This is a genomic window from Saccharophagus sp. K07 (assembly GCF_014336955.1).
GTDB lineage: Bacteria > Pseudomonadota > Gammaproteobacteria > Pseudomonadales > Cellvibrionaceae > UBA5868.
Map to the genome: position 1 here is coordinate 282,948 of NZ_QRAI01000004.1, position 14,947 is coordinate 297,894.

General features: G+C 52.0%; 13 protein-coding genes. 8 read left to right on the forward strand and 5 right to left on the reverse strand.

Features of this window, described 5'->3' with window-relative positions; all coding sequences use genetic code 11:
• The first annotated feature begins 5 nt into the window (after nucleotides 1-5).
• The gene (locus DWB84_RS13530; RefSeq protein WP_187410344.1) at nucleotides 6-1,955 is read left to right on the forward strand and encodes a PhoX family phosphatase; all 1,950 of its coding nucleotides are present in this window, start codon (nucleotides 6-8) and stop codon (nucleotides 1,953-1,955) included.
• Nucleotides 1,956-1,985: 30 nt separating this feature from the next.
• On the opposite strand, the gene DWB84_RS13535 is transcribed toward DWB84_RS13530, so the two are convergent.
• The 3 genes from DWB84_RS13535 to DWB84_RS13545 all read right to left on the reverse strand — a co-directional run bounded on the left by DWB84_RS13535 (nucleotide 1,986) and on the right by DWB84_RS13545 (nucleotide 5,855).
• Nucleotides 1,986-2,969 carry a D-Ala-D-Ala carboxypeptidase family metallohydrolase gene (locus DWB84_RS13535; protein ID WP_187410345.1) on the reverse strand — a complete coding sequence of 328 codons (984 nt, stop codon included), beginning with the start codon at nucleotides 2,967-2,969 and terminating at the stop codon, nucleotides 1,986-1,988.
• Nucleotides 2,970-2,997: 28 nt separating this feature from the next.
• Nucleotides 2,998-4,569, reverse strand: coding sequence for a L,D-transpeptidase family protein (locus DWB84_RS13540; RefSeq protein ID WP_187410346.1), 1,572 nt, complete (start codon nucleotides 4,567-4,569; stop codon nucleotides 2,998-3,000).
• Nucleotides 4,570-4,784: 215 nt separating this feature from the next.
• On the reverse strand, nucleotides 4,785-5,855 hold the full coding sequence (locus DWB84_RS13545; protein WP_187410347.1) for a dienelactone hydrolase family protein: 1,071 nt from the start codon (nucleotides 5,853-5,855) through the stop codon (nucleotides 4,785-4,787).
• Nucleotides 5,856-6,188: 333 nt separating this feature from the next.
• Between DWB84_RS13545 and DWB84_RS13550 the strand changes: the two genes are divergently transcribed.
• Both DWB84_RS13550 and DWB84_RS13555 read left to right on the forward strand, forming a co-directional pair.
• Nucleotides 6,189-6,680, forward strand: a complete 492-nt coding sequence (locus DWB84_RS13550; RefSeq protein WP_187410348.1) for a GNAT family N-acetyltransferase — start codon at nucleotides 6,189-6,191, stop codon at nucleotides 6,678-6,680.
• Nucleotides 6,681-6,839: 159 nt separating this feature from the next.
• Nucleotides 6,840-7,976: a PA0069 family radical SAM protein gene (locus DWB84_RS13555; RefSeq protein WP_187410349.1), complete on the forward strand. Its 1,137-nt coding sequence runs from the start codon at nucleotides 6,840-6,842 to the stop codon at nucleotides 7,974-7,976.
• Between the two features lie 51 nt (nucleotides 7,977-8,027).
• On the opposite strand, the gene fbaA is transcribed toward DWB84_RS13555, so the two are convergent.
• Nucleotides 8,028-9,107 (reverse strand): class II fructose-bisphosphate aldolase, encoded by a 1,080-nt coding sequence (fbaA, locus tag DWB84_RS13560; RefSeq protein ID WP_187410350.1) that lies wholly within the window; start codon nucleotides 9,105-9,107, stop codon nucleotides 8,028-8,030.
• Nucleotides 9,108-9,128: 21 nt separating this feature from the next.
• Nucleotides 9,129-9,893 (reverse strand): triose-phosphate isomerase, encoded by a 765-nt coding sequence (gene tpiA, locus DWB84_RS13565; protein WP_187410351.1) that lies wholly within the window; start codon nucleotides 9,891-9,893, stop codon nucleotides 9,129-9,131.
• A 313-nt stretch (nucleotides 9,894-10,206) separates the two neighbouring features.
• On the opposite strand from tpiA, the gene DWB84_RS13570 reads away from it, so the two are divergent.
• The 5 genes from DWB84_RS13570 (at nucleotide 10,207) to DWB84_RS13590 (ending at nucleotide 14,847) form a co-directional block, all read left to right on the forward strand.
• A complete protein-coding gene (locus DWB84_RS13570) occupies nucleotides 10,207-10,782 on the forward strand; it encodes a TetR/AcrR family transcriptional regulator (protein ID WP_187410352.1) in 576 nt (191 codons plus the stop codon).
• 123 nt (nucleotides 10,783-10,905) lie between these two features.
• Nucleotides 10,906-11,961 (forward strand): lipid A deacylase LpxR family protein, encoded by a 1,056-nt coding sequence (locus DWB84_RS13575; RefSeq protein WP_187410353.1) that lies wholly within the window; start codon nucleotides 10,906-10,908, stop codon nucleotides 11,959-11,961.
• 89 nt (nucleotides 11,962-12,050) lie between these two features.
• The gene (gene trxA / locus DWB84_RS13580) at nucleotides 12,051-12,374 is read left to right on the forward strand and encodes a thioredoxin (RefSeq protein ID WP_187410354.1); all 324 of its coding nucleotides are present in this window, start codon (nucleotides 12,051-12,053) and stop codon (nucleotides 12,372-12,374) included.
• A gap of 107 nt (nucleotides 12,375-12,481) precedes the next feature.
• Nucleotides 12,482-13,501, forward strand: a complete 1,020-nt coding sequence (locus DWB84_RS13585) for a zinc-binding alcohol dehydrogenase family protein (RefSeq protein WP_187410355.1) — start codon at nucleotides 12,482-12,484, stop codon at nucleotides 13,499-13,501.
• Between the two features lie 143 nt (nucleotides 13,502-13,644).
• Entirely contained in the window at nucleotides 13,645-14,847 is a 1,203-nt protein-coding gene (locus DWB84_RS13590) for an SGNH/GDSL hydrolase family protein (RefSeq protein ID WP_187410356.1), read from the forward strand.
• Nucleotides 14,848-14,947: the final 100 nt, after the last annotated feature.

The window sequence follows — 14,947 nt, forward strand, 5'->3', positions numbered from 1 at the left end:
GCAATATGAGTTCACGCCCAGAACACGTTGAGTCGATCGAGCTGCACGACACTGACGGTATTGGTTCCAATCCTTCAGCCAATCCGCATATTGAAACGCTGATCGCCAAGCGCATCAGTCGGCGGCAAGTGTTGAGCGGCAGCTTGGCACTTGCCGCAGGTGGGTTTCTCGGCGGTTCCCTTATGCCGCTGGAAACCTCGGCTCAATCAGGGTCACGAGTCCGATTGGGTTTTAAAGAAGTGCCTGCCTCCAGTGATGACACCCTGGTGGTTCCGGAAGGCTACACAGCGCAAGTATTGGCTCCCTGGGGCACCCCCATATTCCCGGGCGCGCCGCGTTTTGCCGAAGATGCCTCCAACAGCGCCGCCGATCAGGAGAAGCAGGTTGGCTTCAATCACGACGGCATGCAGTTCTTCCCCATGCCGCGGCTGTGCAGCAATCGCGGGCTGTTGGTGATGAATCACGAATACACCGACGCCAACATGATTTACAGCGCCGAACAGGGCGGGCGCATCACACCGGATGCGGCGGGCCGCGAAAAAGTCGCCAAGGCCCTCGCTGCCCACGGGGTCACGGTGGTTGCCGTCCGTCACTGCGGTAATGGCAAGTGGGAGATCATCAAACACGATCCGCACAATCGCCGTATCACCGGCAACACGCCGATGGCTTTCTCCGGGCCGGTGCGCGCCGACCATCCCCTGCTCAAATCCACCATCACCCCTTCGCCGCGCGGCACACTGAACAACTGCTCCTGCGGCAAAACTCCGTGGGGGACCTACCTCACTGGGGAAGAGAATTGGAATGCTTATTTCGGCACGGATGACTACAGTTGGTCAGCGACCGCGCTGGAAGCGCGCTACGGCGTGAGTTACTCGGGCTTCGGTTACTACTGGCACAGGGCGGAGGCGCGCTTCGATTTGAGCCAGAACCGCAATGAACTCAATCGCTTTGGCTGGGTGGTGGAGATTGATCCCTTCAAGCCCAAATCCACCCCGGTCAAACGCACCGCCCTCGGCCGTTTCAAACATGAGGGCGCGACCTGTATGGAGCACAAAGGTCGGGTCGCGGTTTATATGGGCGACGATGAAAACGGCGAGTACCTGTACCGATTTGTCAGCGCAAAACCCTGGAAAGAGCACCTAGCGAACGGCGAAAGTCCGCTCGACCACGGCACTCTGTATGTCGCGCGGTTTCACGACGAGGGCACTGGTGAATGGTTGCCGCTGGTTCACGGCGTCGGCCCACTGACAACAGCCAACGGCTGGCAGGATCAGGCAGATGTTCTGATTCGCACGCGTATGGCGGCGGATGCGGTCGGTGCAACGCGTTTGCATCGCCCTGAGTGGGTGGCGGGGGATGCTCGCACTGGCGATCTTTACGTCACGCTTTCCAACGGCGCAGGCAACAATGCGGCGGTGAATAGCGGCAGAGCGTCCAACCCCTACGGTCATATTGTGCGTTTCCACGAGGACGAACACTCCGACACGGCCTTTAACTGGGAAGTATTTTTGTTGGCGGGGGACCCTATATACGACCCGGCTGTGCCTATGGGCCAGACCGTTTTTGGTTCTCCCGACGGCATTATGGTGGATGGCAGCGGCATCGTCTGGATCCTGACCGATGTGTCCAACGGCTCCCTGAATATGCCAATGCGCGGTTTCGACAATATCGGCAATAACGCCATGTTGGCCGCCTTGCCCGATACCCGCGAAGTGCGCCGCTTTTTAACCGGGCCGCGCGGCTGTGAAATCACCGGCGTCACCATGACGCCCGATCAGCGCACCCTGTTCGTCAATATCCAACATCCGGGTGAATCCACCACTTATTGGAATGAGCAATACGGCCCGCCTTCGACGGCAAATCCCTCTGCGGTAAGCTCCTGGCCCTTCGGCCGACGCCCGCGCTCCGCCACAGTTGTCATTCGCAAAAAAGACGGCGGCAAGATCGGGCAATAAAAAATCCATTTGCGGATAACACATATTGAATCAAGGCGGCCAGCGCCCCCAGCGGGCCGGAGTGCCGCGCACGTCTATATGGATAAAGGGGCCGTGGTGGGGCGTGCTTTTGTAGGCGCCCAACCCGCCCACCAAATCCGGCCGGTTGCGGCGCAGCACAAAGGAATCGGCCCATTCATACAGCAGCACCGCATCTTGGCGATCCTGTTTGCCATCGTGGTTGATATCGTCCATAACGCCGTCGTTGTCGACGTCGATATAAATATCCGCCGCACCGCCGTAGATGTGGTAACTGTTGTTGGTCGAGTTGCCGATCGCCCGGTTGTAATAGGGCGTGCGGTAGCCGCTCATCACCACAAAACTGGGGGTGTGAATGCCTCGCTCATTCACTTCCTGCAGAAATTCTTCCAGCTTATTCAGCAGTTTCGGCTGTAGCACCAAATATTTGGGAAAGCCGCCTTTTTGTTTGCAGAGAAATTGCCCGAGGGTGAAATTGGGTGAAATCCGCAGATTCTGGTTGGCTTCCGTTACTTCGATAAATCCCTTGGGAGCCTGATAACTGCTCAGGTTGTTCAGTGCGCTTGGGTACTGGCCAATGCGATAGCCGTTGAGCAAACCGTTGTTGATCTCCTTGGCCGGGCGCATCACAAACAGCCATACCGAAATCGTCTGATAGCCCGTGGCTGCGGCGGCAGAGCGCAAATACACGTCCACCCGGTGTGTACCCGGCGTCTTCGGCGCCAACCAGCGGTAATAGGCCTGCTTCATCACCAGATATTTGCCGTCCACCTGAATGGCAAGGCGATCCAGCAGATGCCCCGGCGCAGCGAAGGTCACCTCCTCACCGGGCATAACGGACTCGAAGTTGATGGCATAGTGCAGGGCGCGACCATTGACCTCCATCGGAAAGGGCGCGCGGGCCGCCACGGCACCAGCAACAGGAGCGGATAGCGCGGGGAGAGGGAGCAGGCTCAAACAGAGCGCCAGCCAAGCGATTTTTGTAACAGAACTCATTCTGGTGCGATCTGGGGACGAGCAAGGTTTACTCTGGGTACAGCGGCGCAGCCAGGGCCGCAGCCAGGGGTGGATCACGTTCATAAATATCGTTGCGAAAGTTTAATTGGTCCTGACTGTCGGCCCAGGCGGTCCAGTATTCGATATGCACGGGAATCGGATTTTTGAGGAATACCGTACGCAGCTTTCCTTTGGCAACGATTTCATCAATTTGTCTCCGGCTTAGGCCATTGTCCTTAAGTAACCACGCGGCGAGATCCAACGGCTCGGCCACTCGGACACAGCCTGAACTGAAGGCCCGGTCCGATTTGCGGAATAGCTCGCGCGAGGGAGTGTCGTGCAAATAAACGTCATGTGCATTGGGGAACATGAATTTCACTTGTCCCAGCGCGTTGTATGGCCCGGGCCCCTGGACCAACTGGTAGGGAAAATTGCGGGTATTAAATTTCTTCCAGTCTACGCTAGCGGGGTCCACTGGATTTTGATTGTGGTCGTATACCGTAAATCCCATGCGAGTTAGATAGTCCGGGTCCGCCTGGATATCGGGCAACTTGTCGCGCACGATTAATTTAAAAGGCACGGTCCAGCTTGGGTTAAACACTATGTAGCGGATGTGATCGCTGAAGACCGGGGTGCGGCGATAGTCGCGACCGACGATCACCGGCTTGCGCATTACGGTCTCGTTTCTGTCGATCACCTTGAGTTCAAACCCGGCGATATTCACCAATACATATTTTTCGCCAAAGTCCTTCGCCAACCAGCGCCAGCGCTCCATATTGTTGATGATGGTCTGGCGTCGCTCCGCCGGCGTTACATTCAGCGCATCTATGGTTTTAGGTCCTATCACCCCGTCAGTATCCAAACCGTGACGGGCCTGGAACTGCTCAATCGCGGCGACCAGTTCTTCATCGTAAAACTCAGGGTGCGCAAGCGGTTCTGCGATATTGAGATCGCCCCAATAAACAAGCCGCTCACGAATCGCTACCAAGCGGCGATCATATTCATTAGGTCTGATGGAAGGGTGACGCGCCAGCGCCTGCCATTTGGGAGCCTTCTCCAGGTCGAAATTCTCTAAAAATCGTCTCATCCGGAAATAACGAACTTGGCGCGGGCGCAACACCAGAAGGCGTTCATTGACATTCCTGGCGTTGGTCAGCCTTTCCACTACGTCTACCAGATCGCGCTGGCGGCGCGTGGCGGACCAATCGGTGGAAATACTTTCCGGATCAACTTTGCCCATCAACAAATGACGGGTCAGATTGAACGCTGCATCGGAAATCAGCAGGTCGTATTCCACATAATTAGGCGACGCTGTCGCTTGTTGATCAGCGTAATTTTTTAAGCGCTTGTAGTGATAATCCTGCGGCAGCAAACCTTCGCTACCGATGCGACTGATTTCGTCAATCAAGCCGAGTGCCTGCGGCGTCAGCCTTTGGTTTGCGTCATGCCAGGCCGGCTGAAAATTGCGTTCTACATAAAATTCCTGCAGCGCCGCTTGGTTGAGCAAGGGAATGCCAAAAACCACCAGTCGCTGATCTGCGATGCTGGCTTCTATATGGTTGTGAAGGTTTAACGGCGGTACGTCCGGCTGTGTTTTCACATCATTTTGTGCGCAAGCTGATAAAAATAAAAAAATCGCCAACGGCAAAACGATGCGGCACAGAAAAAAGCGAAACATAAGTTAACGGATTAGAAAATTGGTATAGAGAGTTTAGCTTGGTGGGGCTGAGGTTAGGAAATATTCCTGTGCTAGGCTGATTTTTTTAAATCATTTAAGGAAGGGCACGTCCATGTGCACATGCTTGCGAATTTAAATTATTGAGTATCGCCTTCGCGTGGTTGGCGCTGAGCAAATACCCAATCCCACAATCCCGGCTCCAAAAATGCGCGTTGCCATAACAAATGACCGTGCTCCAAATTGTCGAATTTGGTTACCCAAGCGCAACCGCCCTGGCCGCGAATATGTTCAACTGCGCGATCCGTATCCTGGTGGCTGTTGGTGTAATCAATGGAAGAACTGAAAGCCCACACAGGTACCTTGTTTTGCGCAATGCTGTTGAGGAAGGTCAGAGCCGGTGTATGGCCTGCCATCGGAATAGCCGCTGCGACCAGATCAGGTCGGCGCTGCGCCAACTCCCAAGTGCCGCCACCACCCATGGACACGCCGGTCACATAAATACGCGCAGGGTCGACCTGGTAGGTTTCGATAATGTTTTCGATCAGCTCGATCAAAGCCGAACCGTATTTTGAAGGCTGTGAATTAACCTGGAAGAAAGGCCCGCCGTTGGACGACCATTCATTGGAATAGAAATTACAGTCAGCCGACTGAACGCAATGTGGCAACACAATATAAGCCGGATATTTCTGGCGATTTTCGGCGGTGAGCAGACCGGCAGTAGAACCGAGCAGGAAGGGCGCACCATCCACCAGAATATTGCCGTCGGCTACCTCGCGTCCGTAGCCGCCGTGCAGCGATACCACCAGCGGGAACAGCTGATTCGGATTCTGTTTAGCTTGTTCCGGCGTATAGAAATGCCACGGCAAATCGATGCGCGAGCCCTTAAATGTATCCATTTTGGTCAGCATGGTTTTGTACACGTCTTTTGGCACTTCCAATTCCGTGTAAGGCGGAGGTGTTACCTGCTGGCGCTCCGGTGGCTGCTGCGGACAGGTCAAACGCGGCACTATTTTGCCCAAACCTGAACTGCTGGACGATGAGCTTGAAGAAGAGCTGCTGGATGACGATGAACTGCTGGAACTGCTGGACGAGCTGGAACTGGATGAGCTGCTGCTCGACGAACTGGAGCTCGCCGTACCCCCACACGCCGTCAGCATCGCCGCCAACAGCACCCCCGATACCAATCTAATACTTTGCTGTGCCTTCATAAGTTTTCCCCTAATAATTGCCCGAAAAAATAAAAATGCTTCGCCACACTTTTGTATGAAAAATTGTGCTTGTGGCTTGCCTGTGCGGTTGTCAATGTCAGCGGTTGATTAACCTGTAGTGCATAAGGCGGGCGGAGTTTAGCACGCAGGCGCATTTTCGATGTGGGCAAAAATCGCAAGATAGCGGACACTTTACAATTCTCGTACTGCAGGTTTTGCGGTGAGCAAACACTTTGGCGGATACCAATGGGAGACTGTGTGAAACCGTGACCTAAGATCGATAATGATGCTGTATTCTTGAGCTAATACTTATTTAAATTGCGCAACCAAAAGATGAAATATAAATCCTTAGAAATTTCCTATCTCGCGGACAGAATGGAGTTTTTGGACGAACTCGCCACACTTCATCAAGCTCAGTGGGGGCATTTAAATCCAGAAATGACACTGCTCGGACGAAAGGAATTGATTGCAGGTGCTGCAGGGAAAAAGGCGATACCTTCGGTGTTTATTGCGCTTGTTGAAAATGAATTGGCCGGTTTTGCAGCAATCATTCCACACGATATGGAGGATAGGCCCGACCTTACCCCATGGTTGGCTGCTGTTTATGTCAAGGAGGAGTTTCGTCGCCAAGGGATTGCCAGCAAATTGGTTACTCGCTGTGAGCAGGAAGCCGCAGAATTAAATGTCAGCACTTTATATCTGTATACCAATTCTGCGTCTGGGCTGTATGAAAAATTAGGTTGGAGTCTCTTGGAACAATACGAGCACAAGGGCGCCGTGGTCGATATTATGTGCAAGCGTATTCAGCTGTTTGGCAATGAATAGACGCAATGGCTATGTAGTGCTGCGCTTTTAGCGGTTATATCGAATAGTATCCGTCCTTTAATCGTTAAGAACTCTTGAGCAAGTTTCATTGAGCTAACTTGCTTGATTTGCTGATTAAACCCGACCACAATACTGTATTTCCAAACAGTATCTGGTTGTATGAGCGATTTCCCCGAAGACAGTCCCGAGCTCTGGGTTGAGCCTCCGCTTAAAGCCCTTAAAGGCCGGGGCGCCTTGACGAATCTGCCGGGGCGTTTTGAAGAGCAGATTATTGCCCGGACTGACGACGGTTGGTGGCAGGAGCCGGAAGAGCCGGGGGCGCCAGCGACCTTTATCACGCCGGAAACGGCCCGAACGATCCTTACCCGCAATCAATCGCCCGACTTGCCGTTTTCTGTATCGCTGAATCCCTATCGCGGTTGCGAGCACGGTTGCGTCTATTGTTTTGCGCGGCCGACCCACAGCTATCTCGGTTTATCGCCGGGTTTGGATTTTGAAACCCGCATTTACGCCAAAGTTAACGCGCCGGAGCTTTTGCGTCGCGAGCTTGCGCATCCCAACTATCAGGTGGAATCCATAGCGCTCGGGGTGAATACAGATGCGTATCAGCCATGTGAGCGGCATTTGCAATTAACACGCCGGGTTTTGGAGGTGTTGCACGAGTGCCGTCATCCAGTTGGTTTGATTACCAAATCGTCATTGATCGAGCGGGATATGGATATTCTGCAGGATATGGCGCAGCGGCAGCTCACCGGAGTGACGATTACCTTGACGACGCTGGATCATCAGTTGTCGCGAATTCTCGAACCTCGCGCCGCGTCACCGACACGCCGTTTGCAAACCATTCGCCGTTTGAGCGAAGCCGGAATACCCGTTTCCGTCAGCGTTGCACCGGTTATTCCGCATATTACCGAGCCGGAATTGGAAGCTGTATTAACTGCCGCAGTAGAGGCGGGAGCTTGCAGTGCGGGTTATACGGTTTTGCGTTTGCCTTGGGAGGTGAATCCGCTGTTTCAGCAGTGGTTGGAAACGCATTTTCCGCTGCGCGCAGAAAAAGTGATGAATTGCATTCGTGATTTGCGCGGCGGCAAAGAAAACGATCCCAACTTCGGATCGCGTATGCGCGGTGAAGGTATTTATGCGGATTTGATTCGCCAGCGTTTCAATAAAACCTTGCGCAAATTAATCAAGCCGGGCCATAACCGTTTTAGTGATCTCGATTACACGCAATTTCGCCGGCCTTTGGTTGTGCCGGAAACGAAGAAAAATTCCGCGCAGATGGATTTGTTTTCGTAGGTCAGAAAAGGACAGCCGCCTTTTCCGACCTGCAAATTAACTACACACAAATCACGTATAGCGCTCCAAACAATTCAAATTTTCGAACGCGGTTTTTAAGCGCGCAACCATGGATTCTTCGCCTTTGCGCAGCCAAACTCTTGGGTCGTAGTATTTTTTATTGGGCTTGTCGTCGCCTTCCGGGTTGCCGATTTGGCTTTGCAGATAGGCTTCGTTTTTCTTGTAATACTCCATAATGCCTTGCCAGGTGGCCCATTGAGTATCTGTGTCTATATTCATTTTCACCACACCGTAACTCACCGCTTCGCGAATTTCCGCTTCGGTGGAGCCTGAGCCGCCGTGGAAAACAAAATTGAGCGTTTTGGCAGGCACACTGAGTTTTTCGCTTAAATATTTTTGTGAATTGTCGAGAATTTTCGGCGTGAGTTTGACGTTGCCCGGTTTATAAACCCCGTGCACATTGCCGAAGGATGCGGCTATGGTAAAACGGTGGCTGATGGCGATCAGTTTTTCGTAAGCGTAAGCCACATCTTGTGGTTGGGTATAAAGCGCCGCGTTGTCTATGCCGGTATTGTCCACGCCGTCTTCTTCACCGCCGGTGCAGCCGAGTTCGATTTCCAGCGTCATATCCATTTTTGCCATGCGCTTCAGATACTGCTGAGAAATATCGACGTTTTCTTCCAGTGTTTCTTCCGATAAATCCAGCATATGAGAGCTGAACAGAGGTTTGCCGGTTGCTGCGAAATGTTGTTCGCTGGCGTCCAGTAAGCCGTCAATCCAGGGCAGTAATTTTTTCGCTGCGTGATCTGTGTGCAAAATTACGGGAATTTCATAGGCGGAGGCGACTTCGTGAATAAAGCGCGCAGCAGCTATAGCACCGCGAACCGCGCTTTGTTCGTTAGGCAGCTTCAAACTTTTGCCGAGAAAAAAGGCCGCTCCGCCATTGGAGATCTGAATAATGATAGGCGATTGGCAGATGCGCGCTGCTTCCAGTGCAGCAATTATGGAGTTGGTGCCGACCACGTTTACCGCAGGATAAGCAAATTGATTATCTTTGGCTGCTTTTAACAGCGTTGTTACATCTTCACCGGTCACGACACCGGGTGAAACCAGATTTTTTAACGAAGTCATGATGGCTACCTATCAATATTGTTAGGAAACGGCGAGCTCAGAAGCCTGCTGACATATTGCAAGAAAATGGCCGGGATCAAGACTTGCTCCGCCAACCAGCAAACCGTCCACGTCTTTTTGCTCCAGTAATTCGCGGGTATTGATTTTATTGACACTGCCGCCGTACAAAATACGCAATCGGTTTGCAATTTCGTGTCCAAACATATCCGCCAATTGTGCGCGAATAAATTGATGCACTTCCTGCGCAATTGTGGGAGTCGCTGCCAGTCCTGTGCCTATGGCCCATACGGGTTCGTAAGCGATGCATAGATCTTTGCCATCGAGATTGATATTCGCCAGGCCTTCGCGAATTTGTTTATACAACACGTCTTCCGTTACGTTGGCTTCGCGCTCTTGTTGATTTTCACCGACGCAGAGAACGGGCAGCAAATCGTGAGTTAATACTGTGCGCACTTTGATGTTGCAGCCTTCGTTGGTTTCGCCAAAGATTGCGCGGCGTTCAGAGTGGCCTATCAAACACAGTGAGCAACCGGCCTGTTTCAACATTTGTGCCGAGGTTTCTCCGGTGTAAGCGCCGGATTGGTAGCGGCTGACATTTTGGCTGCCGATATGTAATTCGGAAAATTGTAAAAACGTCATCATATCGCGCATATAAATGTAAGGAGGGCATATGGCGATATCGGCGTTGAAATGTTTACCGATAAAAGAGGCGACGGACACGCAAATCAAATCCAGTCCACCGTTGAGCTTCCAGTTCGCAATCACAATTGGTTTTCGTATTTTCATTATTTTGTCCTGCGTTGCTGGGTTATTTTTGAGTGATTTTTCCCTGGTTCGAAACCAAGCTTGGTTCGCAAAACCGAATTGAATGCAGCATATAAAGTGTAGATAAGAAATGAAAGCGGGCCGCTTACTGTGCCAGAGCCAGCTACTCCAAGGACCTCGTTCAAATGGCGAGCCCAACCATATACCCCCTATAGAACCTGAAGTGCTAGCCTAATAACCAAACAATTCTTCAAAGTAAGACGACCGGTCATATAGAATCCCCACCATCCCCTGAAGTTTCCTCCGGGACGGAAGGGCTGTAGAGAGGCTAAACATGAGCAAACGCGATCAGAAAAAAGAGGAGATCCTCCTCGCTGGCCTGAGCGTGATGAAGCAAAAGGGTTATAACGGCACCAGCGTCAAAGACATTGTGGACGCGGCCGGTGTGCCCAAAGGGTCTTTCTACAACTACTTCGAAAGCAAGGAAGCCTTTGCGTTGGATGCGGTGGAGTTCACCGCCAACGCGGAATACGAAGCAGCGGAAGCTATTCTGGCCAATCGCCAGTTGCCACCTCTGGTGCGTCTGCGCAGCTATTTCGAAAGCAGCCAGCACGCTTGTTGCAATGAAACCCGGCACGGGTGTTTCCTCGGCAATATGTGTCAGGAGATGGCAGATACATCGGAGGCGATTGGAGAGCTGTTACACCGCAAGCTCAAGCAACTGACGGGGCTTATGGCGGAGGTGATCAGGGAGGCCGAAGAGCAGGGGGCTATTACGCGGCCGCTCGATCCGTACCAAACAGCCGAGTTTCTCTTCAACGCCTGGGAAGGCGCCATCATGCGTTCAAAGGCATCCAAGAGTAAGGAGCCAATGCACGCATTCCTGAATATGTTGACGGTCATTCTCTAACCGCCAACGGTCGCACCGAAGCCAAGTAAACCGGAAAACTCTCTGTTCCGGTTTGTTTGGCCTGATTAAAAACCGACCGGTCTGTTTTGTTAAAAGACGACCGGTCACCTTGAAGAGGTGGATATGAAACAGATACGGAATGTCCGGATGGCGTTTCTATTCTGGATCCTTGCAGTACCTGTGTTGGCCGGAGCAGAAAGCGAAGGTTTCAGTGTGTTTTCGGATACAGTCTGGGACGACGTGGGTGCTGCAGATCGTTGGGCGGCAAGTTTTGATAACGATTTTCTTGTTCCCGGCGGGCGTGACCAGGATTACACCTACGGATTTAGTGTGATTCGCACCAGCAGCAAGCTGGATGACCATATTGCGACCAAACCAATCGGTTTTATCGACGGACTTTTTAAGCTCGATCAGCCGTCGCGCCACGGCATAGAAGTCGGCTTGTACGGGTTTACTCCGGAAGATATTGAGCGCAAGGACGCCAATCCGGACGACCGGCCTTACGCCAGCCTGGTCTATGCCTCCACCCGGGCAGAACGGGTGTATCCGCTGGAAGGTAAGGTGATTAGCTCGCAGCTGACCGTCGGAGTACTCGGGATCGATGTTGTCGGCGACTTGCAAAAAGGGCTGCACGACATGGTTGAGGGGAAAGCGCCGCAAGGCTGGCGCCACCAGATTTCTGATGGTGGCGAACCGACTTTGCGCTACAGCCTCGCACGCCAGAAATTATTACGCGAGCCCACCGGGACTTTTGAGCTCAAGCATACCCACAGCGTTTCCGTCGGCTATATCACCGAGGCCAGTTGGGGAATGAATTTCCGTGCGGGCAAATTAAATTCGCTGTGGCACAACTTTCACCCCGAGCAGGCGAGCTATGCCGAAACCTCGGCACAGTTGAATAGCCGCACGGCGGAGCGATTTTTCTGGGCCGGTTTTGCCATTAAAGCGCGCGCCTATAACGCATTTTTGCAAGGGCAGTGGCGCGACTCCGATGTGGAATACAGCAGTGGCGATTTGCGCCATTTAATTCTCGAGGTCTGGGCCGGTTATACCCACGGTTTTGCCAACGGAATTTTCGTCAGCTACGGCCTGCGCGGCCACAGCTCGGAAATTCGCCTCGGGCAGGGCGACCGCAATGTCATTTGGGGCGGCGTCATGATCGGGCGCAATCTCGAATAAATGAGAAATATTTTTGTACACCTCACCGCATTTTTGTACACAGGTGATGTTGATAACGCCGAAAAAATCGGCATTTTTAGGAGAAACTTATGTCCTTGTTAAATCAAGTCACACAAAACAATTTCGATAATCAAGTGCTCACCAATGAAAAACCTGTATTAGTGGATTTTTATGCGGACTGGTGCGGACCTTGCCGCACCCAAACGCCAATTCTGGAGGCGGTTGCCAGCGAATACGCGGGCAAAGTGGATATCGTAAAACTCAATGTCGATCAGGACGCAGCGCTGTCCGCCCAGTACAATGTGCGCAGTATTCCCACCCTGATACTGTTCAAAGGCGGTAAACCCGTGAATGTGCAGGTGGGCGTCAGTTCCGCACGCCAACTCAAAACCATTCTGGATAATGTGGTATAGATAGCGCGTGGTAATGGCAAAATTTAATCTCGCTTGCGTGTAAAAACGTAAGCGAGACGAATCCTCAAAAAATAGCGATACATTAAAAAATAAAAACAGGAGACATTATGAAAGCGATCGGTTATCAGAAATGCAATCCCATTGATCATCCGGAAGCTTTGGTTGATATTTCATTGCCCGAGCCGGTTGCCCAGGGACACGATATATTGGTGGAAGTCAAAGCTGTGTCGGTCAACCCGGTGGATACCAAAGTCAGACGAGGCGTGGCACCGCCGGAAGGTGAATGGAAGGTGTTGGGTTGGGACGCTACGGGAATTGTGCGCGCTGTAGGCGCGGACGTTACCTTGTTTAAACCCGGCGATCGCGTTTGGTATGCCGGTTCCATTGCGCGCGCGGGCACTAATTCGGAATTACATTTGGTGGACGAACGAATTGCCGCAAAAATGCCGGCGTCACTGGATTTTGCCGCCGCTGCCGCATTGCCATTGACCAGTCTCACTGCGTGGGAAATGTTATTCGACCGTCTGGAAATTGCGCGCAAAGGTGAAGATTCGAAAAGACGCGGTCAATCGATTTTGATTATAGGCGCTGCCGGTGGCGTGGGTTCGGTTATGACGCAATTGGCGCGGCAGCTGACGGATCTCACTATTATCGGCACCGCATCACGTCCGGAAACACAGGAGTGGGTAAAAGAAATGGGCGCTCATCATGTTATCGATCATAAAGCGTCGTTTGCTGAGCAATTTAAGAAGCTCGATATTCAGCCGGATTATGTCGCCAGTCTGACGCACACGGATCAGCATATAGAAAGTATTGTTGAAGTAATCAAGCCGCAGGGAAAACTTAGCTTAATTGACGATCCACAATCCTTCGATATCAAATTGCTCAAACGCAAAAGTCTTTCCCTGCATTGGGAATTGATGTTTACCCGCCCTTTGTTTACCACTGAAGATATTCTCGAACAGCACCATATTCTTACCCGCGTGGCGGAAATGGTGGATGCCAAAACATTGCGCACCACTGTGACCGAGCATTACGGTGTGATTAACGCGCAAAACTTAAAACGCGCCCATGCGTTGATTGAATCGGGCAAGGCGCGCGGAAAAATTGTTTTGGAAGGCTTTTAATGTACTTGGCCCGCCTATGGCGGGCTTTTTGTTTGTGTCTTAAATTCGACTTCAAATCCCACCTGTGCGTTTGTTCGCTGTCCTGAGTGCCGGTTTGGCTCACAATGAGTGTGTCATAACCATTAAAAACTAAGGCACTTCCTATGCGGCCCAATTTCGTTTCTTACGCAGCGCGCTTGGTGTTGGCGGCGAGTTTATTGACCAGTTTTTCAGCATTGATTGGCTGTGGTGGCGGCTCATCATCCAGCAGTGCTTCTTCGTCCAGTAGTTCTTCATCGTCCAGCAGCTCATCCTCTAGTTCATCTTCCAGTAGTAGCAGTTCAAGCTCGTCGAGCTCCAGTTCAGGCAATGGCTCTGTGACGATTGCGCCGAACGACCCACTGATTCGCTATACCGGTCGCGTGCAGGTGGATTCTTCTGCCGCGCTTTACGATTGGGCGGATACGCGCATCGAATTTGTAGTGCAAGCGCCACAACTTGAGTTGTTATTCAACGATGGCAAAAACGACTACAACGTTTTTGTCGATGGCCAATTATCCAAAATTATTTCCACTACCAATGGCACAACCGCTTATCCCATTACCCTGGGTGCAGGCGAACACCGGGTATTGGTAACCAAACGCACAAGTCCCAATTTTGGTTCTGGACGATTTTTAGGTGTACGTCTTCCTCAAGGTGGGCAATTAAAAGAATTGGGACCGCGTCCAAGTCGCAAAATCGAATTTATCGGCGACTCCTACACCGTGGGTTATGGCAACGAGGGGCCGGCATTGGATTGCCGCGGAGTATACCGACCTTACGAAAACAGCTATTTATCCTTTGCGACTATTGCGGCGCGCGCACTCTCGGCAGAAAGCCACTCCATCGCGATTTCCGGTTTTGGTGCTGTGCGCAATTACGGCGATTCCAATACCACCAGCGCAACACCTATGCCGTTTTATTACGGCAGAACTGTGATGGAGCGATCCGATTTGAACTGGAATTTTCAGTCATGGAAGCCGGATTTGGTGGTCATTAAATTGGGCACCAATGATCACAGCACAGAGCCGCAGCCATCGGCTGATGTATTTATTCGCGGAATTCACGGCCTGATTACCCAGGTCAATAATGCCTACGGCTATCTGCCGATTATTTTGCTGGCCGACAGTTCTCTGCCGCAGTTGGTTTCGCGCATGCAAACCGCCATGCAACAGCAACGCAATATGGGCAATGATCAGGTGCACTTCGTCCAAGTCACTCATCCGCCACAATCACAACTAGGTTGCGACTGGCACCCGCTGGTGGTCGGACATCAATCCATGGCGACGGAGTTGGTGAGTTCGATTAAGCAGATATTGAATTGGTAGATCGATTGGAGCCGCCACTTCTGCACTAATTTGCAAGTGCAGAAGTGGCGGCTCAAAATTGGAAAATTAGAGAAATTAATAAAGACTCCAACCCAGCCGG